Consider the following 25,791-nt stretch of genomic DNA (forward strand, 5'->3'; position numbering starts at 1 on the left):
AAGTAATAATTATAATGAACATTATAAATAGAAAAGCAAGATTTCAATATTATTTATTAGATTTTTATATAGCAGGAATACAACTTTTTGGTGAGGAGGTAAAATCAATAAGAAATAGAAAAGTAAACATATCAGAGAGTTTCTGTCAAATTAAAAATCAAGAAATGTACATTATTAATCTTTATATTGAAAAATATAAGTTTGGATCAAATGATTATACAAAAAGAGAAAGAAAGCTATTATTAAAAAAAAGAGAATTAATAAAGATTAGTAAAAAATTGATAAATCCAAAAATCACAATTATTCCAGTTGAAATTTTTTTTAAAAAAAAAAGATTTGTTAAAATAAAAATATATATAGCAAAAGGTAAAAAAATGTATGATAAACGTAAAAGTAAAAAAAATAAAGAATTAATTGAAGAAATAAATCAATATTAGTTATATATTATTCCTTTTTATTTTTATATTTGTTTATATATAAAGAAATTTATAGTATGAAAAACGTAAGTATTTTTATTGTCGCTTTACTTGCATTTTTTTCTAATCTTTTTTCTCAAAATGAGAAAAATGATAAAAATGATAAAAATGAAAAAAAAAATTTTTCTATAAAATTAGGAACAAGCGATATCAACTTTTTTTCAGAAAAAAATCCTTTAGAAGGTTTTTTTTCTTCTGATAGAAATAGTATAGGTCCATCTTCTGGTATAGAACTAGGATATAATATAAATGATCATGTAGGATTATATCTAGACGGTACTATAGGATTAGTAAAAAACTACAGATGGAAAGTAGGAAATTCTCAATTTGTTAAATTGAGTAATGGAGTAAAAATACATGCATTACCTAATAATAAAATTGATCCTTACCTAAGATTAGGTGGAGGATATCATAGGTCTAATGCATATATAGAAAATGATTTGAAAATATCTGATAAACAATTATTCAGAACAAGTAAAGTAAATTTTCCACTTGTAGATGGAGGAGTCGGAGTTAATTTATGGATGCATCCTAATCTTGGTATAAATGTAAATAGCACTTATAATCATGTTTTTTCTAAACAATCAAGTAATTATCTAGATTTTTGGAAACATGATCTGGGATTAGTATTTCGTTTTAAAAATTTTTTAAATGGAAATAAAATTTCATATGAAGATAATGAAAAAGATCAAAAATCATCATCTGATGATGAAAAAGATTTAAAACAAAACAATTCAAAAAAAGAAGATTCAAAAAACTCTAATAAATCAGAAGATAAATCAACTAACGATGGAAAATTAGATTTAACAAAGAAACATTTGATTACAAATTTAAATAATGATTTATTATATGGATTAAAATTTAATAATAAAAATAAATCTAATTCAGATACAACAAAATCATCTTCAATACCTAATCAACAAAAACCTGAGAAATCTAATGAGAAACCTTCTATAAAAGAAAACAAAGAAAAAGATAAACCTTTAAATAATACAACAACAAAAACAAAAAATAAAAATACAGTAAACACAAATAGTTCAGTAAATAAAAACGTTAAAAATAAAACTAAAAAACATAAAAAAAATAAAACAGAAAAAAGAGGTAAAAATAACAAAAAGAGTAATAAAAATAGATCAAAAAATAATAGAAATAATAGAGGAAAACATTCTAATAAAAGACCTAATAAGAAAAGATCTAATACTAATAAAAATAGAAAATCTTTTTCAAGAAAGGTGTCTTATAAAGATGAATATAACATAATTAGTTATCCATGCCATATTTTTAAAATATGGAAGAAATTCCTCCCTATAAAAAAATCTTTTTTTTAAAAGATTTTAAAAGAATTATTTTTTTTTAAGAAAAAAATTAAATAAATAAATAAAAAAATCCCTTTTGTATCAATAGGGATTTTTTTTTGAAATAAATAAACTTATTTGATAAAGAATAATCATTGGTACTATAACTATAATAGTACTTATTATATCTCCAGGAGTAATAGCTGAAGCTATAATTAATTTTATTAAAAATGCATGTTTTTTATATTTATTTAAAAATTCATATGTAATTAAATTCATTTTAGTCAATAAAAAAATGAAAAGTGGAAATAAAAAAATTATACCCATTAATAGTACAGAATTTGTAATTAATGAAATATAATCAGATAAATCAAATATGTTTTTTGGTATATTACTTATTTTAAAAAAATATGAAAAATGTATTAAAAATGGACATAATATAAAATATCCAAAAAAAATTCCAGTAGAAAATAAAATTAGTATCATTAAAAAAATTTTTTTTGAATATTTTTTTTCTTTTTTAGAAAGAGCAGGACTCAAAAACCCCCAAAATTCATAAGATATATATGGAAAAGATAAGATTATTCCTCCAATGAAACTAGTCCATATATAAGTATTAAATTGACCAAATATTTTTCTATTTTGTATATATAAATCTTTTTCGAAAAATTGATTAGAATTATATTTTATAATATTTTTTGTAATATATTTTAATAAACGATAAGATATAAAATTCATTTTAGATGGACCAAATATTATTAAATCAAATACAATATGTTTATTAAACATAAAAAAAATCATAGAAATAATAATTACTATAATACAACGTATTATACGTGTTCTTAATTCTTCAATATGTTTCCAAAATGGAATTTTTATTTGTTTATTCATATTATTTTTTTAATTTAAAACAATAAAAACATGAAATGTGGAATTATAGGATTACCAAACATTGGTAAATCAACATTATTTAATATCGTATCTAATTCTAGAGTTTTATCAAAAAATTTTCCTTTTTGTACTATAAATCCTAATCATGGAATAATAAAAATTTTAGATAAAAGATCGATTGAGTTAGGAAAAATTATAAATCCTATAAAAATTACTCCATCTGAGATCAAAATAGTAGATATTGCTGGATTAATAAAAGGTTCTCACAAAGGGGAAGGTTTAGGAAATAAATTTTTATCTCATATCCGTGAAACAAACGCAATTATTCATATGATACGTTGTTTTAATGATGAAAGTATTTCTCATATAGAAGGAAGTGTTGACCCAATTAGAGATAAAGAAATTATTGATACTGAATTACAAATGAAAGATTTAGAATCTATAGAAAAAAAAATAAATCAAATTTCTCGTTTAAATAATAATAAAAAAGATTTATTTTTTTTAAAAAAAATTTTAAATTTTTTGATAGAAGGAAATAACATAAGAATGTTACCATTAAAAAATTATGAAAAAAAATATTTAAAAAATCTAAATTTGCTAACTATAAAACCTATTTTATATATTTGTAATACAAATGGTTTAAATGAAAATTTAAAAATAAAACAATTAAAAAAAATAATTAAAAAGGAATCATCATCTATTTTATTTATTTCTTTAAAAAAAAAAGAACTTTTTGATTTTGACAATTTTTTAAATGAAATTATTTCTTTACTTAACTTAAAAACATTTTTTACAGTAGGAAAAAAGGAAATCCGATCATGGAATATTCCTATATCATTTACCGCACACGAAGCATCATCTGTTATTCATACGGATTTCCAAAAAGGATTTATAAAAGCAGAAATTATAAGTTATAATGATTATATTAAATATAAATCTGAATCTAATTTGAAAAAAATGGGAAAAATTTTTTTATCTGGAAAAGATTATATAATAAATGATGGTGATATTATTACTTTTAGATTTAATATTAGTAAAAAAATTCTTTATAATTATTATTAATTGATTTTAATGTTTCAAACATTAGCATTATAGATTTTTTTATATCATATTTATTAACCATTTCTACTGAAGTGTGCATATATTTTAGTGGGACAGATATTAAGGAACATAAAACTCCATTATTAGAATATGCAAAAGAATCTGTATCTGTTCCTGTTCCATAACTAGATACTAAGCGTTGAAATTTCATTTTATTATCTATCGCTGTATTTATAAGTAATTCTCTAATTTTTTTGTGTATCGATGGGGCATATGTTATTACTGGACCAAATCCACACTTTATATCTCCTTGTATTTTTTTATCTATCATAGGAGTAGATGTATCATGTGTAACATCTGTTATAATAGCTATATTTGGTTTTATATTATTTGCAATCATTTTAGCCCCCCTTAATCCTACTTCTTCTTGTACTGAATTCACTACATATAATCCATATTTTAAATCTATATTATTTTTAACTATCATTTTTACTACTTCTGCTATTATAAATCCACCTATTTTATTATCTAAAGCTTTAGATACAATAAATTTATCATTCATAATAAAAAATTTGTTAGGATATGAAATTAGACAACCAACGTCTATTCCTAGATTTTTAACTTCTTTTTTATCTGAAGCACCAACGTCTATAAATATATTTTTTATATTAGGAGATCTTTCTTCTGAAGATCTTCTAGTATGAATTGCTGGCCATCCAAAAACTCCATATATTGGTCCATTATTAGTATGAATCAAAACTACTTTTGATGGAGTAATTTGATGATCAATTCCTCCATTACGAGATACATATATTAATCCATTATCAGTTATATAATTTACATACCATGATATTTCATCAACATGAGCCTCAATTACTAATTTTTTTGATGAATTAGGATTTATAATTCCTACAGCTGTTCCATATAGATCTGTATATACTTTTTCAACATTAGGTTTTATATAATCTATCCAAATTTTTTGTCCTACACTTTCATCTCCAGTTGGAGAAAAATTATTTAAATATTTTTCTAAAAATTTAATAGAATTGTTGTTCAACATAAATTATTATTTGTTTAATGTTTAATTAATAAAAAAATAATCCTTTAAAAACAAATTTTACAGGACCAGTTAAGTAAATATTTTCATATATATTATTTCTTTTCTCAAAAGAGACTAATAATTTACCACCCAAAGTAATAACTTCTATATTATTTTTTTTACTTATTTTTTTTGTTTCTACAGAAGCAATAACTGAAGCAACTACTCCAGTACCACAAGATAAAGTTTCATTTTCAATACCTCTTTCATAAGTTCTTACATATAAATAATTCTTATATATTTTTACAAAATTAACATTTGTTCCATATTTATAAGAAGATCTAATCCTTTTTCCTTCCTTATATATATTTATATGTTCTTCTTTATTTAAAAAAACGATATGATGAGGAGATCCTGTAAATAAAAAAACATACTTTGGAAATATTTTTATATTTTTATTATTTATAGAAATAATATTGATAGAAATGATGTTATTATTTTTTTTATGTATTAATCCTTTATGAACTCCGTCAATAGTTTTAAAAATTACTTTATTAGAATTAGTAATTCCTAGCATATTAGAAAAGTATACAGCACATCTACCTCCATTTCCACACATAGTGCTTTCTATACCATTAGAGTTATAATATTTCATATAAAAATTATATTTAGAATCTTTATATTTTTTAATTAATATTAATCCATCAGATCCAATTCCAGTACGTCTATTACATAATTTTTTTAAAAATTTTGTATTTTCATTTATTTTATAATTATCATCATTTATGATAATAAAATCGTTTCCTGTTCCATGAAATTTAAAAAAATTAATCTTCATTAATAAAAAATTTACTTAATAAATTTAATTATTATTAATCAAATGTTAAAATTGAATTGTATTATTGCTTTGTATTATTTTTATTTTTTTAATTTTACAGACTATTATGAATAGAATAATTTTTTATATTATATTAACTAGTTTTATTAGTTCAATGATAAGTATTGCAGCGTATAAAAAATATATTGAAAAGGAATCTATTATATTTCCTTATAATACTTCATCTTATTCATCTAATAGTAAATCTAGACGATCATTATTAGTTAATAATGAATATAACAATAACTTTAGTAAAGTTGTAGATAAAACTATACATGCAGTTGTAAATATAAAAAATTTTCCTAAAAATAACGTAGATAATTATAGTTTTGATCCATTTGAATTTTTTTTTGGATTTCCTGATAATGAATTTAATAAAAATAATGAAAATAAATTTCAAGAAAATGATAAAATACCAATATATCATGGATCAGGCGTAATAATATCTTCTGATGGATATATAGTAACTAATCATCATGTTATAAAAAATTCATACAAAATTGAAGTAACACTTAATGATCAAAGAGTTTATACAGCTAAATTAATAGGTACTGATCCTAGTACAGATGTAGCTCTATTAAAAATAGACGAAAAAAATCTTCCATTTATATATTTTTCTGACTCTGATAAAGTTAAAGTAGGAGAATGGGTGTTAGCAATAGGAAATCCATTTGATTTAAATTCAACAGTTACAGCTGGTATAATTAGTGCAAAAAATAGAAATTTGGGGATTTTAAGAGAAGAAAGTAGATCAGCAATAGAATCTTTTTTTCAAACAGATGCTGCTGTAAATCCAGGAAATAGTGGAGGAGCTTTATTAAATACTAATGGTGAATTAATTGGAATTAATACAGCTATTTCTTCTTCTTCAGGAAATTTTATAGGTTATAGTTTTGCTTCGCCTTCTAATTTAGTATTAAAGGTCGTTCAAGATATAAAAAAATATGGTAAAGTAAAAAGAGCTTTTTTAGGTATTAAAGGTATGGATTTATCAAAAATAGAATTATTAAGATATTTTAATAAAAAAAATAATACAAATATTAAACCACAACCTGGATTCTTAGTTGGAGAAGTTTTTTATGGAGGTAGTGCGTATGAAGCCGGAATTAAAAAGGGAGATGTAATAAAAAGTATAAATAACAATAGTATTAGAAATGTTTCAGATCTATCATTTATAATAGGAGTAAAAAGACCTGGAGAAAGGATAAAAATTATTGTATTACGTAATGGTACATTAATAAGTTTTAATGTTTTATTAAAAAATATTTATGGAAAAAATGAGATAATAAATAAAAATAAAGTTAAACATAAATCAAGTTTACTAAATTCATGGAAATCATTAGTTGAAAAATATCAAAAATACTTTAACATAATTGTTTTTATTCATTATTTCTTTTGTAATAAATAAATATTGTAAAAATAAAAGTTATTAAATTTGGTATCCATATGAAATATGATGAAATATAATTTTTTAATGAAAGTATATTTATAATTTCCATTAAAAATATATAAGAAAATATAATAATAATTCCAATAATCATATTATTTCCTAAATTATTTTTTCTATTTGAAGAAATAGATAATCCCAATATTGTGAATATTAATATAGAAAAAGGTAAAATTATTCTTTTATGATATTCATTTAAATAAATATTTTTATCGTTTTTATTTTTTTTTATAATTTTATTTAATTCAGTAATACTCATATTTTCAGAAAAATAAACATCAGGACTTAATTCATCAGGACTTGATGATATTTTTAATATTTTATACAATCCCTCTTTAAACAAATCATAATTTTTTTTAAAAAAAATTTCTTTATAATTATATACTATGTAATGTTTTTTTTTTTTAGACCAAAAAATATATTTTGATTTTAATAAGTATATTAATTTTTCGTTATAAAATATTTCATATACACATCCATTTCCTATATTATTAGCCTTAGAAAAATTTTTTACAAATAAATATCTGTTTTTATCGATTTTAGCAGTTAAATATTTATTATTTCCATATAATTTTTTATTATAATTTATTAAATATTGATAGTGAAATTTATTTTTTTTTTTATTTGTTATTGGAAGTACATAATAGTTTATTAGTAAACTAATTAATCCTATTACTGATGCAAATATTAAATAAATAATAGCTAATCTATTAAAACTAATTCCGTTAGATAATATAGTTGTTATTTCTGAACGTTTTGTTATTTTAGATGTAAAAAATATGACAGATAGAAAAAAAGATATTGAGGAAAATGTATTAATTAACCATATAGACCAAAATGGGTAATAATAAATTAACGCTTCTTTTATAGAAGAATTATTATTTTCTAATTTATGTATTCTTTGCGTAAGATCCATTATAATACATATTATTTGAATTGAAATTGTAAAAAAAATAAAATATTTTATAAAATTTTTAATTAAATAGCGATCTAATATTTTCATAAATTTTTATAATCTATTTTTTAAAAATGGAATAATATTTTTTTTCCATACATCAAAATCATTATTCATGATATGAAATCTAGCCTTATTTAATAAATTTTTATAAAAAAATAAATTATGTGTAGAAGCTATTTCTTTACCTATATTTTCATTATTTAAAAATAAATGTCTTAAATAAGATTTACTATAAAATTTATCTACATAATGATTTCCAAATTTATCTATACAAGAATAATCATATTTCCATTTTTTATTTTTAATATTAATAATTCCATTCCAAGTAAATAACATACCATGACGAGCATTTCTTGTAGGTATAACACAGTCGAACATATCTATTCCAAGAGAAATATATTCTAATATATCTGATGGATTACCAACTCCCATTAAATATCTAGGTTTTTTATATGGTAATTTATCAGTTAATAAATTTATTATATTATATGTTTCTTCTTTTTTTTCTCCTAAACTTAAACCACCTATAGCAAAACCTTCTGGTTCTATTTCAGAATTATATATTTCATCAACAAAATTTTCTCTTAATTTTGGATATATACTACCTTGTATTACAGGAAAAAATGTTTGTTTATTATTATATAATTCTGGATTTTTTTTTAAAAAAAAAAACATTTATTCATCCATAACAATGTTCTTTTCATAGAAATTTTAGCAGTATTAAAATCACATGGAAAATCTGGACAATCATCAAATGACATTATAATATCTCCACCTATAAAACGTTGAATTTTCATAGATTTTTCTGGAGAAAAAAAATGTATTGATCCATCTATAATAGATTTAAATATTACTCCTTCATCAGTTATTTTATTAAATTTTTTCATAGAAAAAATTTGATAACCACCACTGTCTGTTAGTATAGATTTTTTCCAATTCATAAAAGAATGTATTCCTCCAGATTTATATAAAATTTTTAATCCTGGATTAAAATATAAATGAAATGCATTTCCTAGAATAATATCAGACATATTATATAATTCTTTAACATTAACTGATTTAACATATCCTTTTGTAGCTACAGGCATAAAAAATGGTGTATTAATTTCTCCATGATCTGTTTGTAATAAACCTACCCTTGCTTTAGATAATTTATTTTTTTTTACTAAAAAAAATTTCATAACATATTATATTTGTTTAATTATAATAAAAATAATTTATGAAAAATTAAAATAATTATGATTAGTAAAAAACAATACCATATACCAGTTTTATTAGAAGAAAGTATAAATAATCTTATTACAGATAAAAATGGAATTTATGTAGACGCTACTTATGGATTAGGAGGACATTCGTATTCAATTTTAAAAAAATTAGAAAAAAAATCTATATTAATAGCAATTGATCAAGATAAAGATTCTATAAAAAAAAATTTTATTATAGATAAACGTTTTTATCTATTTCACAATAATTTTATTAATATAAAAGATATTTTAAATTTATTTTCTTTGAAAAAAATATCTGGGATGATAGTTGATCTTGGACTGTCTTCTTTTCAAATAGAAAATTTATCAAAAGGTTTTTCTATTAAAGAAAACTGTATATTAGATATGAGAATGAATCAAGAATCCAATAGTTTTAATGCAAAAAATGTTATTAATGAATATTCAGAGGAAAAATTATGTTCTATTTTAAAAGAATATGGAGATTTTAAAAACGCGAAAAAAATTGTAAAAAAAATATTGGATAAACGTATAACTAAAGAAATTAACACCAGTTATGATTTAAAAAATATTTTTCTAATAAAAGGATCTTTTAAAAAAAGAAAAAGATTTTTTTCAAGATTGTTTCAATCCATACGAATAGAGGTTAATAATGAAATTTCTATGTTAAAAAAATTATTATATATTTCACATGAATTAATTTTATCAGGAGGTAGATTAGTTATAATTTCATATCATTCTATTGAAGATAGAATAGTAAAAAATTTTTTAAAAAAAGGTATTTTTTTAAGAAAAAAAATTAACTATAAACCATTTAAAATAATAAATAAAAAAGTAATAAAACCTACAGTTAATGAATTAAAAAGTAATTCTAGATCTAGAAGTGCAAAATTAAGAGTTGCAGAAAGATTATGATTTTTTTTATAAAAAAAACTGTAAAAAAATATATTTTATATATTTTAAAAGGTACATTCTTGGTTGAAAAAGATTCGTATCATATTTGGAATTTAATAATATTTTTTGTTATTATATCTTTAATTATTATTACTAGTTCACATATAATGGATCATAATATAAAAATAATTTCAAAATTATATAAAGAAATTAAAAAATTAGAATTTTATGAAAAAAATAATTTATTAATTTGTTTCATATGAAAGAAAGATATTTATTATTATATAAATCTTACTTAATTAGTTTATTATTTGTATTTATTTATATATTAATTATTTATAATATAATTAATATTCAAAATAATTCAGAAAAATATAAAAAACATGTTATAAAAAGAATAAATGATTTTAAATCATTTCGTTCTTCCTTAAAATAATTATAATATGAAAAAAATATTAAAATCTGTTTTAAAAGGGGTAAATATATTAAAAATAATAGGTGATACTGAATATAGTTATGGTAAATTAATAAATGGAATATATATAAATTCTAAAAACGTAAAATATAATACCATATTTGTTGCAAATAAAGGAATCAATACAAATGGTAACTTTTTCATAGAAGAAGCTATTTGTAATGGTGCTAATGTTATTATTTGTGAAAAACCACCAGTTTTTATACATAAAAACATAACGTATATAATTGTTAATGATTCTACAGAAGCTTTAGGAATTATATCGTCTAATTACTATAATAATCCAACAAATAAAATAAATTTAATAGGTATTACTGGAACAAATGGAAAAACTACTGTGGCAGTTATATTACATAAATTATTTTCTTTTTTAGGAGAAAAAAATGTACTTATATCTACTATAGGTATTAGAATATTGTCTAATGAATATTCTACTGAATATACAACTCCTAATATTATTGATATTAATAAATATTTATATTTATCAATTAAAAAAGGATGTAAATACGCATTTATGGAAGTAAGTTCACATGGAATTCATCAAAAAAGAATTTTTGGATTATTTTTTAAAGGTGCAGTTTTTACAAATATAACTCATGATCATTTAGATTATCATAAATCATTTAATAATTATTTGTCAATAAAAAAAAATTTTTTTAATAAATTATCAAAAAAATCTTTTTCAATAATTAATATTGATGATAAAAACTATTCAAAAATAATAAAAGACAGTATTAATAAAATTTATTTTTATGGAATTAAAAATAAAAATTCAGATTTTAAACTAAAAATATTAAATAAATCTTTTGATGGAACTAAGATTATTATTGATAATAATAAAATAAATATTAATTTGATTGGTACATTCAATGCGTATAATATTTTAGCAAGTTATGCAACTTCAGTTTTATTAGGAATAGATAAAAAAATTATTTTAAAAAACTTAAGTTTATTAAATCCTATAGTTGGAAGATTTGATCAGTATATATCTAAATGTGGAAAACGTATAATAATTGATTATGCACATAATCCAAATGGATTGAAAAATATCATAGATTCTGTAAGAGAAATAATAAAAAATATTAATACTAATTTAATATGCGTAATAGGATGTGGAGGTAATAGAGATGTTACAAAACGATCTAAAATGGGGAAAATTATATATGAAAAATGTGATATATCTATTTTTACATCAGATAATCCAAGAATAGAAAATCCATCAAATATAATAATGGATATGAAAAAACTTATTTCTAATAAACATAAAAAATCTTCTATTATTACTATTATTAATAGAAAAAAAGCAATTAATAACGCAATTAAATTATCAAATAAAGGAGATATTATTTTAATAATGGGAAAAGGACATGAGAATTATCAAGAAATAAAAGGAATACGTTATCCATTTAATGATATGGATATTGTAAAAAATTTTTTTAGAAAGAAAAATGATTATTAATAATATTTTTTTTAGATCTTTGATATCTGTTATTACATCTTTTTTTTTATCATATTATTTATATAAACGTATTATAATTTGGAATAAAAAAAATAATTATATAACAGAGAGTATACGAAATTTAGGTATTAAGGGAGAAAAAAAAAAGGTAGGAATACCTACAATGGGTGGATTAGTTTTAATATTTTCTACACTAATTTCTACATTGTTATATTCTTCTATTAATAATATTTATGTTATAATATTAATTATAACAACAATATTAATGGGAATTCTTGGATTTATAGATGATTTTATTAAAATAAGGTATAATAAAAGTGGACTTAGTATTTTAAAAAAAATATTGGGACAAATAGTTATTAGTACTTTTATTGGATTAATTATATGTTTTAATAATTTTGATTCTTCATACAAAAAACATAATAAATATGAATTTAATACTACAATACCAAAATTTTTAGAATTTTTTTTAAAAAAAGAAAATAAAAATGAATTCAGTTATTCAGAATTTATTAGTAAAAAATTTTATAAATATACATGGATAATTTTTTTATTAATTGCTGTATTAATAATAATTTTTATATCTAATGGATCTAATATAACAGATGGAATAGATGGATTAACTGCTGGAACTTCATTAATAATATTTTTTACATTAATTTTGTTTTCTATTATATCAAGTAATAAAAATTACTCTTATAATTTAAATTGTATGTATATTCCACATATAGAAGAAACAATTATATTTTCTATTTCTATGATTGGATCTTTAATAGGATTTTTATGGTATAATTCTTATCCAGCACAAATTTTTATGGGAGATACTGGAAGTCTTACTATAGGTGCTAATATTTCGGTTCTATTAATTATCAATAAAATTGAATTTATATTCCCAATTATATGTGGTATTTTTTTTATTGAAAATATGTCTGTAATAATACAAATTTTATATTTTAAATATACTAAAATAAGATATAATGTTAAAAAAAAAATATTTTTAATATCTCCAATACATCATCATTTTCAAAAATTAGGTTGTCATGAAAATAAAATATGTATACGTTTTATTATTGTACAGATAATTTTATCTATTATATCATTTATTTTAATTTTAAAATGAAAAAATATACAATAATATTAGGTGGTGGAGAAAGTGGAGTAGGAGCGGCTTTATTAGCTAAAAAAAATAATTTAAAAATATTTGTATCAGATTATGGAACCATAAATAATAAATATAGGAAGATATTAATAGATAATGATATTCCATTTGAAGAAAATGGACATTCAGAAAATTTTATTTTAAATAAATCTATTCAAATTATTAAAAGTCCTGGTATTTATAGAAATAATGATTTTATTAAAAAAATTTATTCAATGAATATACCAATATTGTCTGAATTAGATTTTGGTATGAAATATATAAAAAATTATAATTACTTAATAAGTATTACTGGAAGTAATGGTAAAACTACAACTAGTTATACTATATATAATATTCTTAATAAGAATAAATTTAACGTAGGATTAGCTGGAAATATAGGATTTAGTTTTTCTAGAAGAATTATAGAGAAAAAAGATATTTACGTATTGGAAATTAGTAGCTTTCAATTAGATGATTCTTATAACTTCCATACAAATATAGCGGTATTATTAAATATCACAAATGATCATTTAGACAGATATGAAAATAATATAGAAAGATATATTTCATCTAAATTTAGATTAATTAACAATCAAACAATAAGAGATATTTTTATTTATAATTATGATGATCCTATGATTAGAATAGGATTAGATAAATTTAAAATACAATCTAATTGTATTCCTTTTTCTGCAAAAAAAAAATTAAAATTTGGATTTTACTTAGAAAATAATATTCTATTTTATAGAAAAAAGAATAAAATTAATAAGATATTTGATATTAATTTTATACATGGATTATATAATATATATAATATTATTTCTATAGTAATTATAGCAAAATTATTAAATATTAATAATAATATATTAAATTTAGTGTTGAAAAACGTTCCAACTTTAAAACATAGATTGGAAAAAATTAATTATATAATAAATGGAGTAAATTTTATTAACGATTCAAAAGCAACAAATGTTGATTCTGCACTTTTTGCATTAAAAAAAATAAAAAGTCCTATTATTTGGATAGTAGGAGGTAAAGATAAGGGTAATAATTATGAAAAATTAATACCTATAGTTAAAAAAAAGGTAAAAGCTATAATATGTTTAGGTTTAGATAATATTAAAATTATAAATGTATTTAAAAATTTTGTTAATATTATATTAGATACAAAAAGCATGAAAAAAGCTGTATATATGTCTTATTATATATCTAAACCTGGGGACAATATATTATTATCTCCTTCTTGTTCTAGTTTTGATCTTTTTGATAATTATATAAAAAGAGGAAACGAATTTAAAAAAGAAGTTAAAAATCTTTTTTACAATAAAAAAAATGAAAGTAATAAATATTTTTATTAGTAATTATTTAAAAGGAGACAAATATTTGTGGGCTTTCATCTCTTTATTAACTATATTTTCTTTTTTACCAGTTTATTCTGCAAGTAGTGGTTGGGCTATAAGGCATTATAATGGAGCTTTTACAATATTTTATTGTCTATTAAAACATATACTATTCCTATTAGTAGGATATTGTATTATTTTTTTTACACAATTTATTAGTTATAAATACTTTTATAAAATATCTATATTATTAATTTTTATATCATTTATTTTACTAGTTATAACAGTTCTTCAGGATAATAAATTAAATGGTGTTAATGCATCTAGATGGTTACATATACCAATTATTAGTATATCATTTCAAACTTCTAGTATAGGAAGTTTATCAGTATTTATTTATACTGCTAGATATTTGTCTAAATATAAAAAAATAAAATTTAATTTTATAAATTTTTTTATAAAATTTTTATTTCCAGTATTTATAATAACTGGATTAATATTTCCTTCTAATGGATCTACTGCAGTTATTATTTTTATTTCTATTTTAATTATAATTTTTATAAGTGGCCCTCCAATTTTAAATTTTATTACATTTTTTTTATTAGGAATATTTTTATCTACTACGTATATTTTTTTTGTTACAAAATATTTTAATAAAAACTCTGAAAATAGAGTACTTACTTGGAAAAATAGAATAGAAAAATTTTTAAAAAATGAAGATAGTTATCAAATGATACAATCTAAAACTGCAATTATTATTGGAAATAAATTTGGCCTAGGACCTGGAAAAAGTATAGTTAAAAATTTTCTTCCACTTTCTTATTCAGATTTTATATATGCTATAATTATAGAAGAATATGGATTATTTGGTGGAATAATTCTATTATTTATATACTTACTTATATTATTTAGAATTATTGTAATAGCAACTAAAGTACAAAATTATTTTTGTACACTATTAGTATTTTCTATTGGATTTCCTATTATTATACAATCACTTATTAACATGGGAATTACAGTAGGAATTTTTCCTATAACTGGACAAACGTTGCCGTTAATTAGTGCAGGAGGTTCTTCTATATGGATTACATTTTTTAGTTTTGGTATTATATTAAGCGTTAGTAAAACTATATATGAAAAATCTTAATAAAATAAATCCAAAAATTATTATTGGATGTGGAGGCACTGGTGGACATATTTATACAGGATTAGCTATTGCAAATGGGATAAAAAGTAAAATTCCAAAATCTAATATATTATTTATAGGATCTGAAAATAATATGGAAATGAAAGAAATTCCTAAATATGGATTTAAAATTAAAGGAATTAGTTTATCTGGCGGTAGGAATAAACTTGTTTCTATATATTCAGGATTTATTCTATTATACCAATTAATACATAGTTTTATTTCAATAAAAAAAGTTATTAAAGAATTTTCTCCAAATATAGTAATTGGAACAGGTGGTTACGTAAGTTTTCCTACTTTATGTGTAGCAAAAAATAATAACATTCCTATTCTTATTCAAGAACAAAATTCTATTCCAGGAATTACTAATAGAATATTTTCTCGTTATGCAAAAAAAATATGTATTGCTTATGATAAATCAAAAAAATTTTTTCCTAAAAGAAAAACTATAGTAACAGGAAATCCAATTAGATCAGGTATTTTTAATTTACCTAGTAAAAAAATAGCATGTAAAAGATTAGGATTAAAAAAAGATAAACCAATTATTCTTTCTTTGGGAGGTAGCCATGGATCTAGCAATATAAATAATGTTTGGATAAATGGAGGATTAACTAAATTAATTCATTTGGATATTCAATTAATTTGGCAAATTGGTAATTATAATATTAATATAGAAAAAAATGGAATATTAAATCATCCTAACTTTATTATAAAAAAATTTATTGAAAATATATCTTATTGTTATTCTGCAGCAGATATTATTGTTTCTAGAGCTGGTGCATTAACAATATCAGAAATATGTGTAATAGGAAAACCTTATATACTTATTCCTCTTTCTAATTCTACAGACAACCATCAAAATGAGAATGCTAAAATATTAGAAAAAAAACAAGCTGCATTAATTGTTAATGATTCAGAAATAGAGTCTAAATTAATAGATTCAATTATTAAGCTTATGAATAATATTAATATGAAAAAAAAATTAATAAAAAATATGTTATCATTAAGTAAACCTTTCGCAACTAATGATATTATTAAAGAAATTTTACAAATTATATTATGTTAAACAATATAAATTTTTTTTATTTTTTAGGAATAGGGGGAATAGGTATGAGTTCTTTGGCTAGATATTTTCATTATATGGGAAAAACTGTTCATGGTCATGATAAAAATTATACTCCTTTAACAAAGAATTTAGAAAATGAAGGAATAACTATTAATTACAGTGAGAACGTTAAACTAATTCCATCTTGGATATATTCTAAACAGTGTTTAATAATTTATACTCCTGCTATACCAGATAATAATAAACAATGGATTTTTTTAAAAAAAAATGTTAAAAATATAAAAAAAAGATCTCAAGTATTATCTTTAATTACAAAAAATAAGTTTTGTATAGCTATAGGTGGAACACATGGTAAAACTACTACATGTAGTTTATTATCACATATTTTATATAGTGATGGAATAAAAATTACTTCTTTTTTAGGAGGAATATCTAAAAATTATAAGTCTAATTTTATTTCAAATGGAAAAGAACTATTCTTAGTAGAAGCCGATGAATTTGATCGTTCTTTTTTATATTTATCTCCTAATATAGCTTGTATTACATCATTAGATCAAGATCATGTAGATATATATCCTAAAAAAGATATTTTAATAAATGCTTATGTAAATTTTTCTAAAAAAGTAAAAAAACCATATAAAAAAATCTTTTTGTGTAAAGAAGATTCTTTTTTATATAAAAAATTTTTTTTAGAAAAAAATATTATTTATTATTCAACAATTTACAAAGAAGATTATTATTCTGATAATATAGTTATAAAAAATAATGTATGGTATTTTGATTTTCATACTCCTAAAGGAATTTGGAAATCTATAAAATCACCTATACCAGGAATTCATAATTTAAAAAACATAACTGCAGCTTTATCTATCGCTGATTATTTAAATATTAATCAATATAAAATAAGAAAATATTTATATTTATTTAAAGGAATTGAAAGAAGATATTCCATTCATTATAACAAAAATGATAAGATATACATAGATGATTATGCTCATCATCCAACAGAAATTAATGTTTTAATCAAAACTGTTAAACAATGTTTTCCTAAAAAAAAAATATTAGGTATTTTTCAGCCACATTTATTTAGTAGAACTAAATTTTTTGAAAATTCTTTTGCAAAAAGTTTAGAAAAATTAGATTTTCTAATATTATTAGATATTTATCCTGCTAGAGAATGTTATAAATTAGAATATAATATAAATTCTAATATTTTATTACAAAAAGTAAATATTGAAAATAAATTAGTTTCTAATTTAGAAAATGTTATGTTTATAATAAAAGAAAAAAAATTTGATTTTGACATTATAATTACAATAGGAGCAGGAAACATAGAAAATTTAGTTAATCCAATAAAAAAATGGTTGAAAAAAGAATATGGAGATAAAAATTATTAATTATTTGTATTTATTATTAATTATTTGATATAAATATATTTTTCATATAATGTATAAATGATTTAATAAAATTATTTAATTTTATTTAAAATTTTTTAATGTTAGTAAAAAAATAATATAATTTTATGGAATATCAAGATATAGCTATAGGTCTGGATGTAGGTACTACAAAGATTGTAGCTATGGTCGGAAGAAGAAATGAGTATAATAAAATTGAAATTTTAGGTATAGGAAGATCTAAAAGTATTGGAGTACATAGAGGTGTTGTAAATAATATAACTCAAACTATTGACGCTATTAGAGAAGCTGTTTCTGAAGCAGAACATAGTTCTGGATTGAAAATAAAAGAAGTTATTGTAGGTATAGCTGGACAGCATATTAGAAGTTTACAACACAATGATTATATTACAAGATTAGATTTTGAAAATGTTATTAATCAAGAAGATATACAACAATTGATAGATCAAGTTCATAAATTAGTAATGTTACCAGGAGAAGAAATTATTCATGTTCTTCCACAAGAATATAAAGTAGATAGTCAATCAGAAATAGGAGAACCTATTGGAATGTATGGAAGTCGTTTAGAAGCAAATTTTCATGTAGTTGTTGGACAAATATCTTCAATTAGAAATATTGGAAGATGTGTTAAAGCTGCTGGATTAAATTTATCTGGAATGACTTTAGAACCTATAGCTTCTGCAGAAGCAGTTTTAAGCAAAGAAGAAAGAGAAGCTGGAGTAGCTTTAGTTGATATAGGAGGTGGAACTACAGACATAGCTATATTTAAAGATAATATTATTCGACATACAGCTGTTATTCCTTTCGGAGGAAACGTAATTACTGAAAATATAAAAACAGATTGTTTAATTATTGAAAGACAAGCAGAATTATTAAAAATAAAATTTGGTTCAGCTTGGCCAGGTGAAAATAAAGAAACTGAAATTGTTTGTATACCAGGATTAAGAGGTAGAGATCCAAAAGAAATTTCTTTAAAACATCTTTCTAAAATTATTCATACAAGAGTTTGTGAAATTTTGGAACATGTTAATATAGAAATTAATAATTATGGTAATGAAGAACAAAAAAAGAGATTAATTGCCGGATTAGTAATGACAGGTGGAGGATCTCAATTAAAACATATAAGACCTTTAACTGAGTATATTACTGGAATGGATGTTCGTGTTGGATATTCTAATGAACATATAGCAGGAGGAGATAATGGATTTATAAGTAATCCTGAATATGCAACATCAATAGGATTAGTTGTTAAAGGTTTGGATGATAAGAAAAAATATTTATGTACATCAGATATATTATATAATCTAGATTATAAAAAAAATTCAGAATTATTTTCTACAAAATTTTATAATAAAAAGAAATCACATGGATATAAAGAAAAATTTAATAGTTCTATAAAAAAAAATAAAAAATCCAAATCTTTTTTAGAAATTTGGGCAGATAAATTCCGTCAAATATTGAATGACACAGAATAAAAAATAATGAAAAAAGAAGATTTAAAAATACAAAAAAAAGAAAAAATTAAATTATCAAATAATCGTACTGCATCAATTAAGGTAATAGGAGTAGGAGGTGGAGGAAGTAATGCATTGAGTTATATGTTTGAACAAGGAATTAATGGTGTAGATTTTATTGCATGTAATACAGATGCTCAAGCTTTAAACAATAATCCAGTTCCTACTAAAATACAACTAGGTGCATCTATAACTGAAGGTCTTGGTGCAGGAGCAGATCCAGAAGTAGGAGAAAAAGCAGCATTAGAAAGCTTAGAAGAAATAAAAAGTGTATTGGATTCAAATACAAAAATGACATTTATTACTGCAGGAATGGGGGGTGGAACAGGAACTGGTGCTGCACCTGTAATTGCAGGTATTTCTAAAGAAAAAGGAATCCTTACTGTAGGAATAGTTACTATACCATTTCATTTTGAAGGAAAAATGAGATTAAAACAAGCTCAAAAAGGAATAGAGTCTCTAAGAAAAAATGTAGATTCATTAATTGTTATTAATAACGATAAACTAAGAGAATTATATGGTAATTTAGGATTTAAGGCAGGCTTTGCAAAAGCAGATGAAGTTTTAACTACTGCAGCTAAAGGTATTGCAGAAGTTATTACTCATCATTATAAACAAAATATAGATTTGAGAGATACTAGAACAGTATTAAAAGAAAGCGGAACTGCTGTTATGGGGTCTTCTGTTTCTGTAGGAGAAAATAGAGCTAAAGAAGCAGTTATTCAAGCATTAGATTCTCCATTATTGAATGATAATAAAATAACTGGAGCTAAAAATGTTCTTCTATTAATTGTCTCTGGTAGGATTGAAATTACTATAGATGAGATTGGAATTATTAGCGATTATATCCAGTCAGAAGCAGGAAATAATGCAAATATTATAATGGGAATAGGTGAAGATGATAAATTAGAAGAAAGTATTTCTGTAACAATAGTAGCAACTGGCTTTCCAACAGAAATACAACGTGCTATTAATCATGAAGAAAAAAAAATATTTCATAGATTAGAAGAACCATATGATAAAAAATTACCTAATAAAGATGAAATACATTTATTGCAAAAAAATCCTTTTTTTTCAATAAAAAAAAAATTTTCAAAAAACTTAGATAATTTAAATGAATTAAATAATGATAAAAATAAAATTTCATTAAATAAAAATATTTTTGATGAATCAATAAATTTAAAATCTAATTCTTTTAATATAAGTAGTAAAAATAAAAAACAAAATTTTCATTATTTAGAAGATAATTTTGATTATCCTATATCTTCATATGAAGAAGAAAAAAAAAATAGAATTTTAAATGTAAATATTATAAAAAAAGAAGAAAATAAAAATGATTAATTTTTATTATATATGATGAAATATTTTATACCTAAAGGCACTAGAGATTTTTCTCCAATTGAAACTTATAATCGTAATTTTTTAATTAAAACAATTAAAAAATGTTTTAAAATTTTTGGTTTTTATCCATTAGAAACTACATCTATTGAAAATATATCTACTCTTAATAAAAAATATGGAGAAGAAATTGAATATTTAATATTTAGAATACTTAATTCTGGAAATTCTTTAAATAAAGAAATATTAAATTTTTTAAAAGAAATAAATAAAAGTAAAAATATAATAGATAATAATATAATATATAACTTTTTATCTAAAAAAGCTCTTAGATATGATTTAACTGTTCCTTTTATACGATATATAATAATGAATAAGGATAAAATTTTTTTTCCATTTAAAAGATATCAAATACAACCTGTATGGAGATCTGAAAATCCACAAAAAGGTAGATTTAGGGAATTCTATCAATCTGATGCAGATATTGTATCAACATCTTATTCTTTATGGGATGAAATAGAATTAATTAAATTATGTGATTTTATTTTTACTGAACTTAATTTATCTATAACTATTTTTATAAACCATATATATATATTAAAAGGATTAGTAGAAATAGTTGGTATAAAAAATAATTTATGGAAAAATTTTATTACAATTTTGGATAAATGGAAAAAAATAGGTGAAGATGAGGTAAAAAAAGAAATGTTAAATAAGGGAATTACACTAAAATCATTTAACAGTATAAGATCTTTATTTAGTATAGAAGGAGATTTTAAAAATAAAAAAAAATTTTTTGAAAAAAAATTTAAATTTTCTGATAAAGGAAAAATTGGACTTAATGAAATAAATTTTATATATAAATCTATAAAAAATATTTCATTATATAAAACTAAATTAAAATGGGATATTTCTTTAGCTAGAGGAATAAATTATTATACAGGAATAATATGGGAAATTATTCCAAAAAAATGTGATGATTATAATTCTATTGGTGGAGGAGGAAGGTACGATAAATTAATGGGTTTATTTGGTATGAAAAATATTTATGGTACAGGAATTTCATTTGGTTTAGATAGAATTTATTTAGCTATGGAAAAAGAAAAATTATTTAAAATTAATAAACATAATTTTTCTCCATCAAAAATTATATTTATTAATTTTGGATATAAAGAAGTTTTATATTCATATAAGTTATTAGATACTTTAAGAAAAAAAGGAATATCTGCTCAACTATATCCTAGTTATTCAGATATTAATAAGCAATTTAAATATGCTTATGACAATAATATTCCATTTGTTATAATAATAGGAGAAAAAGAAATTAAAAGTAATAAAATAAAGGTAAAAGATATTAAAAATAAAATAGAAAGAGAATATAATAATGTCAATGATTTAATAAATTATATAAAATGATTTATTTTTTTGATTTAATGGCTTCTTTTTTCCAAAAAAAAAATCCTTCTATAGATAAAAAAATTATAATTATTGAATAAAATGATGATAAAAAAATAGGAATATATAAAATATTTAAAATATTACTAATTATATAAATTATCCAATTTTCTACTTTTTTTATAGCCATTTGATACATACTAGAAAAATATAATCCATTCATTATTATATTAACAATAAAATGAAAGTTATCATCATTTTCATTTTTTATATTCAAAAACTCAACAACTATATTAAGTATACAAGTTATTAAAAATAATATAAATGTTTGTATATAATCTTTTTTTTTACAAAAAGTTATATTTATTTTTTTATTAGTCCATAAAAACCATCCATATAAACCAATCATTATATGATAAATCTTCATTATGAAACTTCCATACAAATAATTTTTATATGTTAAATAACTATTTATAAAATAACTTATTATAAAAACTGGATATGTCCAAATATTATACTTTTTAGAAAGAAAGATACTAAAAATAGTAAAAAAAATAGATATCAGATCTAATACTAAATAAAACCAATATTTATAATCGTTATTATATAAAAAAAACATAATATAAAAAATGTTTATATGTCTATGCTGTAAACTAAATAATAATTTTCTAATTTTTTGTAAAATGCTGTAAATTTTTTACTATAATATTTTTTTATAATCCAACATGGGATAGAATAATCTTTTTTTATGCAAAATGAGGATACTTTATAATGATTTATAAAATTATAAAAAATGCCTCCATTTAATTTATATAAACTTTCCTTTATTCCCCATATGATATGTAAATAATCTTTTTCAAATTTTTTTTCAAAAAAAATATTTTCATCTTTTCTAATAAATTTTTTTTTTATTTTTGTTATTTTTTCTCTGTATTTTTCTATATCTACTCCAACATGATAATAGCTTATAGCTATGGCTATTCTTTCATGAGAATGGCTTAAAGAAAAATATATTTTTTTCCCTTTATATATAAAAAAATTATTTTTATATAAAAAATTTATTTTTATTCTCATATATTTTAAAATAAAACGAATTCCTATAAATTCTATTTTCCTTTTTTCTGATAAAGAAAAAAAAAATTTTTTTTCTTTATCATTAATTAATAATTCTTTAAAATATTTAATGTTTAAATATTTATACCATTTTATAACTATAATTTTCGTATGTATTTTATTAAAATTAATATTTTTCATAATTTAACATTTTAATTGTTATGAAAAAGAAAATTGAAAAAGTATTAAAAAATGTTTTTTTTAATAAAAAAAATATAATTGAGTCAAATTTTTTAAAAAAAATAGATATTATAAATAATAAAATTATTATTTATTTGGATTTACCAAATCCTACTATGCATTTAAAATATAAAATAGAAAAAGAAATTATGTTTCTATTGAAAAATGTAACACAAAAAAAAATATGCATAAAAATTAATGTAAAATTACATTATGAAAAAAAAAATTATACAAAAGTAAAAAATATAATTGCTATAGCTTCTGGAAAAGGTGGAGTAGGTAAATCTACAATATCAGCTCTAATAGCCGTTTATTTAGTAAAAATGGGATTTAATGTAGGATTATTAGATTCTGATATTTATGGACCTTCAATTCCATTAATATTTGATATTAATGTAAGTGATAAATCTATATTGTATAAAAATATGTTACTAAATCCAATAATTATTGAAGGATTAAAAATTTTATCTATAGGATTTTTTTTAAAATATGGACAAGCAATTGTATGGAGAGGCCCTATGATTACAAAAGTTTTAATGCAATTTATTTATCAAACTAATTGGGGGAAACTTGATTTTTTAATTATAGATCTTCCACCAGGAACTGGGGATATACATTTATCTATTTCGCAACAACACTCATTTTTAAAAGGAGTAGTAATAATAAGTACACCTCATAAATTATCTTTTTCAGATGTATCTAGAACTATAGAAATGTATAGAATAAAATCTATAAGTATTCCAATACTAGGAATTATAGAAAATATGTCATTTTTTTTAGAAAAAAAAAATAAATATTATTTATATGGAAAAAATAATGTAAAAGAATTTTCAAAAAAAATGAATTTATTATTTTTAGGAGAAATTCCTTTTTTACAAGAAATACAAAACATTATTGATATAGGTATATTTAAAATGATAAATAATAATATTATAGATAATATTTTCAAAAATATTATAAAATCTATTATAAAGAAGTTGTAAAATTATTTAATCTATAATTATATCTACTTCTCTTGATAAAAAAACCCCTAATTTTTTTTTTACATCTTGAATGATTTGTTCTGAAATAGAATATATTTCCATACCACTTGCATTTCCATGATTTAATAATATTATAGGATATTTTTCATATACTTCTACATCACCTATTTTTCTTCCTTTCCATCCTACATATTCAATTAAACAATTTGTAGATATTTTAATTTTATTATTATTGATAGGATGTCCAACAATATTAGGATAATTTAATTTCAATTTTCTAAAAAAATTTTTTTCTACTATAGGATTAGTAAAAAAACTACCTGCATTACCGATCTTTTTTGGATCTGGAATTTTTTTTTTTCTAATAGACTCAATAATTTTTATTAAATCATTTATAGTAGGATATTTTAAATTTAAAAAATTTATTTTTTTTTTTATATCAATATAATTTATATTTAATTTTCTATAATTTTTTTTTAAAATAAAAAAAACTGATATAATTAAATATTTATTTAAATTTTTTTTAAAAATAGAATTACGATATGAAAATTTACATTCTTTTTGCGTAAGTTCTAATATTTTTTTTTTAATTATGTCATATACTTGAACTTTTAAAATGAAATCTTTTATTTCTGTTCCATATGAACCAATATTTTGTATTGGTGAAACACCTACTGTTCCAGGTATAAAAGATAAATTTTCCAATCCATAAAATCCATTATTTATAGTCCATTTTACAAATTTACTCCAATTTTCTCCTGAAAAAACTTTTAAAATAACTTTATTTTTTGTTTCATGAATTATTTCTATTCCCTCTATTTCTATTTTAATAATTAATCCTGGATAATAATTTTTTAAAAATAATATGTTACTTCCATTTCCTAATATTAGTTTAGGAATATTTATATATTTATTGAATATTTCTATCAGATTATGAATCTGTTTTATTATTACAAAATAACGTGCATATACATTGATTCCAAATGTATTAAATTTTTTTAATGAAAAATTTTTTTTAATTAACATTTAAAAGATTTATATAAGT

General features: G+C 20.4%; 24 protein-coding genes and 1 pseudogene. 17 read left to right on the top strand and 8 right to left on the bottom strand.

All coding sequences use genetic code 11. The features are described 5' to 3' along the window. Nucleotides 1-14 precede the first annotated feature (14 nt). Entirely contained in the window at nt 15-437 is a 423-nt protein-coding gene (smpB, locus tag H0H34_RS01110; protein ID WP_185873484.1) for an SsrA-binding protein SmpB, read from the top strand. Nucleotides 438-493: 56 nt separating this feature from the next. Further along, on the top strand, nt 494-1,804 hold the full coding sequence (locus H0H34_RS01115; protein WP_185873485.1) for an outer membrane beta-barrel protein: 1,311 nt from the start codon (nt 494-496) through the stop codon (nt 1,802-1,804). Nucleotides 1,805-1,873: 69 nt separating this feature from the next. Here the strand turns inward: H0H34_RS01115 and tatC are convergent, their stop codons facing one another. Then, complete coding sequence (gene tatC / locus H0H34_RS01120; protein WP_185873486.1) at nt 1,874-2,662, bottom strand: twin-arginine translocase subunit TatC; 789 nt, start codon at nt 2,660-2,662, stop codon at nt 1,874-1,876. 30 nt (nt 2,663-2,692) lie between these two features. Between tatC and H0H34_RS01125 the strand changes: the two genes are divergently transcribed. Further along, nucleotides 2,693-3,724, top strand: coding sequence for a redox-regulated ATPase YchF (locus H0H34_RS01125; RefSeq protein ID WP_185873487.1), 1,032 nt, complete (start codon nt 2,693-2,695; stop codon nt 3,722-3,724). Here H0H34_RS01125 and H0H34_RS01130 read toward each other — a convergent pair. Next, the gene (locus H0H34_RS01130) at nt 3,693-4,763 is read right to left on the bottom strand and encodes a zinc-binding metallopeptidase family protein (protein WP_185873488.1); all 1,071 of its coding nucleotides are present in this window, start codon (nt 4,761-4,763) and stop codon (nt 3,693-3,695) included. The genes H0H34_RS01125 and H0H34_RS01130 overlap by 32 nt on opposite strands. A 25-nt stretch (nt 4,764-4,788) precedes the next feature. Next, on the bottom strand, nt 4,789-5,580 hold the full coding sequence (gene dapF, locus H0H34_RS01135; protein WP_185873489.1) for a diaminopimelate epimerase: 792 nt from the start codon (nt 5,578-5,580) through the stop codon (nt 4,789-4,791). Nucleotides 5,581-5,686: 106 nt separating this feature from the next. On the opposite strand from dapF, the gene H0H34_RS01140 reads away from it, so the two are divergent. Then, entirely contained in the window at nt 5,687-7,027 is a 1,341-nt protein-coding gene (locus tag H0H34_RS01140; RefSeq protein ID WP_185873490.1) for a S1C family serine protease, read from the top strand. Here the strand turns inward: H0H34_RS01140 and H0H34_RS01145 are convergent. Together H0H34_RS01145 and tgt are read right to left on the bottom strand one after the other, a co-directional pair. Continuing rightward, a complete protein-coding gene (locus tag H0H34_RS01145; RefSeq protein ID WP_185873491.1) occupies nt 6,999-8,069 on the bottom strand; it encodes an LptF/LptG family permease in 1,071 nt (356 codons plus the stop codon). The two genes, H0H34_RS01140 and H0H34_RS01145, sit on opposite strands and share 29 nt — an antisense overlap. A 6-nt stretch (nt 8,070-8,075) precedes the next feature. Then, a pseudogene (gene tgt, locus H0H34_RS01150) lies at nt 8,076-9,205 on the bottom strand (tRNA guanosine(34) transglycosylase Tgt). A gap of 57 nt (nt 9,206-9,262) precedes the next feature. On the opposite strand from tgt, the gene rsmH reads away from it, so the two are divergent. From rsmH to hisS, 12 genes are all read left to right on the top strand, one after another. Further along, complete coding sequence (gene rsmH / locus H0H34_RS01155; protein WP_185873492.1) at nt 9,263-10,162, top strand: 16S rRNA (cytosine(1402)-N(4))-methyltransferase RsmH; 900 nt, start codon at nt 9,263-9,265, stop codon at nt 10,160-10,162. After that, complete coding sequence (locus H0H34_RS01160) at nt 10,159-10,404, top strand: FtsL-like putative cell division protein (RefSeq protein ID WP_185873493.1); 246 nt, start codon at nt 10,159-10,161, stop codon at nt 10,402-10,404. Before rsmH ends, H0H34_RS01160 begins: the two co-directional genes overlap by 4 nt. Beyond that, on the top strand, nt 10,401-10,577 hold the full coding sequence (locus H0H34_RS01165) for a hypothetical protein (RefSeq protein WP_185873494.1): 177 nt from the start codon (nt 10,401-10,403) through the stop codon (nt 10,575-10,577). The genes H0H34_RS01160 and H0H34_RS01165 overlap by 4 nt, the downstream gene beginning before the upstream one ends. A 7-nt stretch (nt 10,578-10,584) precedes the next feature. Next, nucleotides 10,585-12,075 (top strand): UDP-N-acetylmuramoyl-L-alanyl-D-glutamate--2,6-diaminopimelate ligase, encoded by a 1,491-nt coding sequence (locus H0H34_RS01170; protein WP_185873495.1) that lies wholly within the window; start codon nt 10,585-10,587, stop codon nt 12,073-12,075. Then, nucleotides 12,065-13,195: a phospho-N-acetylmuramoyl-pentapeptide-transferase gene (gene mraY, locus H0H34_RS01175; protein ID WP_185873496.1), complete on the top strand. Its 1,131-nt coding sequence runs from the start codon at nt 12,065-12,067 to the stop codon at nt 13,193-13,195. Before H0H34_RS01170 ends, mraY begins: the two co-directional genes overlap by 11 nt. Further along, nucleotides 13,192-14,574 carry a UDP-N-acetylmuramoyl-L-alanine--D-glutamate ligase gene (gene murD, locus H0H34_RS01180; protein WP_185873497.1) on the top strand — a complete coding sequence of 461 codons (1,383 nt, stop codon included), beginning with the start codon at nt 13,192-13,194 and terminating at the stop codon, nt 14,572-14,574. The genes mraY and murD overlap by 4 nt, the downstream gene beginning before the upstream one ends. Next, nucleotides 14,549-15,703, top strand: a complete 1,155-nt coding sequence (locus H0H34_RS01185) for an FtsW/RodA/SpoVE family cell cycle protein (protein WP_185873498.1) — start codon at nt 14,549-14,551, stop codon at nt 15,701-15,703. The genes murD and H0H34_RS01185 overlap by 26 nt, the downstream gene beginning before the upstream one ends. Next, nucleotides 15,690-16,808 carry an undecaprenyldiphospho-muramoylpentapeptide beta-N-acetylglucosaminyltransferase gene (gene murG, locus H0H34_RS01190; RefSeq protein ID WP_185873499.1) on the top strand — a complete coding sequence of 373 codons (1,119 nt, stop codon included), beginning with the start codon at nt 15,690-15,692 and terminating at the stop codon, nt 16,806-16,808. The genes H0H34_RS01185 and murG overlap by 14 nt, the downstream gene beginning before the upstream one ends. Next, nucleotides 16,802-18,205 carry a UDP-N-acetylmuramate--L-alanine ligase gene (murC, locus tag H0H34_RS01195; RefSeq protein WP_238785465.1) on the top strand — a complete coding sequence of 468 codons (1,404 nt, stop codon included), beginning with the start codon at nt 16,802-16,804 and terminating at the stop codon, nt 18,203-18,205. Before murG ends, murC begins: the two co-directional genes overlap by 7 nt. A 125-nt stretch (nt 18,206-18,330) precedes the next feature. Then, nucleotides 18,331-19,698 (top strand): cell division protein FtsA, encoded by a 1,368-nt coding sequence (ftsA, locus tag H0H34_RS01200; RefSeq protein ID WP_185873500.1) that lies wholly within the window; start codon nt 18,331-18,333, stop codon nt 19,696-19,698. A 6-nt stretch (nt 19,699-19,704) separates the two neighbouring features. Next, nucleotides 19,705-21,078: a cell division protein FtsZ gene (gene ftsZ, locus H0H34_RS01205; protein ID WP_185873501.1), complete on the top strand. Its 1,374-nt coding sequence runs from the start codon at nt 19,705-19,707 to the stop codon at nt 21,076-21,078. A gap of 12 nt (nt 21,079-21,090) precedes the next feature. Then, nucleotides 21,091-22,491 carry a histidine--tRNA ligase gene (gene hisS / locus H0H34_RS01210; protein WP_317167296.1) on the top strand — a complete coding sequence of 467 codons (1,401 nt, stop codon included), beginning with the start codon at nt 21,091-21,093 and terminating at the stop codon, nt 22,489-22,491. A 1-nt stretch (nt 22,492) separates the two neighbouring features. On the opposite strand, the gene H0H34_RS01215 is transcribed toward hisS, so the two are convergent. Together H0H34_RS01215 and H0H34_RS01220 are read right to left on the bottom strand one after the other, a co-directional pair. Then, nucleotides 22,493-23,089, bottom strand: coding sequence for a nicotinamide mononucleotide transporter family protein (locus H0H34_RS01215; RefSeq protein WP_185873502.1), 597 nt, complete (start codon nt 23,087-23,089; stop codon nt 22,493-22,495). A 14-nt stretch (nt 23,090-23,103) separates the two neighbouring features. After that, nucleotides 23,104-23,724: a 4'-phosphopantetheinyl transferase family protein gene (locus H0H34_RS01220; protein ID WP_185873503.1), complete on the bottom strand. Its 621-nt coding sequence runs from the start codon at nt 23,722-23,724 to the stop codon at nt 23,104-23,106. A 20-nt stretch (nt 23,725-23,744) separates the two neighbouring features. Here H0H34_RS01220 and H0H34_RS01225 point away from each other — a divergent pair, with 20 nt between their 5' ends. Next, a complete protein-coding gene (locus H0H34_RS01225; protein WP_185873504.1) occupies nt 23,745-24,746 on the top strand; it encodes an Mrp/NBP35 family ATP-binding protein in 1,002 nt (333 codons plus the stop codon). A 6-nt stretch (nt 24,747-24,752) separates the two neighbouring features. Here H0H34_RS01225 and murB read toward each other — a convergent pair whose 3' ends face one another. After that, nucleotides 24,753-25,772: a UDP-N-acetylmuramate dehydrogenase gene (gene murB, locus H0H34_RS01230; RefSeq protein WP_185873505.1), complete on the bottom strand. Its 1,020-nt coding sequence runs from the start codon at nt 25,770-25,772 to the stop codon at nt 24,753-24,755. Nucleotides 25,773-25,791 lie beyond the last annotated feature (19 nt).

Source organism: Blattabacterium cuenoti (assembly GCF_014252375.1).
GTDB lineage: Bacteria > Bacteroidota > Bacteroidia > Flavobacteriales > Blattabacteriaceae > Blattabacterium > Blattabacterium cuenoti_AH.

Bases quoted from the DNA above. Each gene is read 5' to 3' on its own strand.
- smpB (WP_185873484.1), top strand. From the start codon at position 15: ATGAACATTATAAATAGAAAAGCAAGATTTCAATATTATTTATTAGAT.
- murD (WP_185873497.1), top strand. From the start codon at position 13,192: ATGAAAAAATATACAATAATATTAGGTGGTGGAGAAAGTGGAGTAGGA.
- mraY (WP_185873496.1), top strand. From the start codon at position 12,065: ATGATTATTAATAATATTTTTTTTAGATCTTTGATATCTGTTATTACA.
- murB (WP_185873505.1), bottom strand. From the start codon at position 25,772: ATGTTAATTAAAAAAAATTTTTCATTAAAAAAATTTAATACATTTGGA.
- H0H34_RS01185 (WP_185873498.1), top strand. From the start codon at position 14,549: ATGAAAGTAATAAATATTTTTATTAGTAATTATTTAAAAGGAGACAAA.
- H0H34_RS01115 (WP_185873485.1), top strand. From the start codon at position 494: ATGAAAAACGTAAGTATTTTTATTGTCGCTTTACTTGCATTTTTTTCT.
- hisS (WP_317167296.1), top strand. From the start codon at position 21,091: ATGATGAAATATTTTATACCTAAAGGCACTAGAGATTTTTCTCCAATT.
- dapF (WP_185873489.1), bottom strand. From the start codon at position 5,580: ATGAAGATTAATTTTTTTAAATTTCATGGAACAGGAAACGATTTTATT.
- ftsZ (WP_185873501.1), top strand. From the start codon at position 19,705: ATGAAAAAAGAAGATTTAAAAATACAAAAAAAAGAAAAAATTAAATTA.
- murC (WP_238785465.1), top strand. From the start codon at position 16,802: ATGTTAAACAATATAAATTTTTTTTATTTTTTAGGAATAGGGGGAATA.
- H0H34_RS01225 (WP_185873504.1), top strand. From the start codon at position 23,745: ATGAAAAAGAAAATTGAAAAAGTATTAAAAAATGTTTTTTTTAATAAA.
- rsmH (WP_185873492.1), top strand. From the start codon at position 9,263: ATGATTAGTAAAAAACAATACCATATACCAGTTTTATTAGAAGAAAGT.
- H0H34_RS01160 (WP_185873493.1), top strand. From the start codon at position 10,159: ATGATTTTTTTTATAAAAAAAACTGTAAAAAAATATATTTTATATATT.
- H0H34_RS01130 (WP_185873488.1), bottom strand. From the start codon at position 4,763: ATGTTGAACAACAATTCTATTAAATTTTTAGAAAAATATTTAAATAAT.
- H0H34_RS01170 (WP_185873495.1), top strand. From the start codon at position 10,585: ATGAAAAAAATATTAAAATCTGTTTTAAAAGGGGTAAATATATTAAAA.
- H0H34_RS01145 (WP_185873491.1), bottom strand. From the start codon at position 8,069: ATGAAAATATTAGATCGCTATTTAATTAAAAATTTTATAAAATATTTT.
- H0H34_RS01215 (WP_185873502.1), bottom strand. From the start codon at position 23,089: ATGTTTTTTTTATATAATAACGATTATAAATATTGGTTTTATTTAGTA.
- murG (WP_185873499.1), top strand. From the start codon at position 15,690: ATGAAAAATCTTAATAAAATAAATCCAAAAATTATTATTGGATGTGGA.
- ftsA (WP_185873500.1), top strand. From the start codon at position 18,331: ATGGAATATCAAGATATAGCTATAGGTCTGGATGTAGGTACTACAAAG.
- H0H34_RS01165 (WP_185873494.1), top strand. From the start codon at position 10,401: ATGAAAGAAAGATATTTATTATTATATAAATCTTACTTAATTAGTTTA.
- H0H34_RS01140 (WP_185873490.1), top strand. From the start codon at position 5,687: ATGAATAGAATAATTTTTTATATTATATTAACTAGTTTTATTAGTTCA.
- tatC (WP_185873486.1), bottom strand. From the start codon at position 2,662: ATGAATAAACAAATAAAAATTCCATTTTGGAAACATATTGAAGAATTA.
- H0H34_RS01220 (WP_185873503.1), bottom strand. From the start codon at position 23,724: ATGAAAAATATTAATTTTAATAAAATACATACGAAAATTATAGTTATA.
- H0H34_RS01125 (WP_185873487.1), top strand. From the start codon at position 2,693: ATGAAATGTGGAATTATAGGATTACCAAACATTGGTAAATCAACATTA.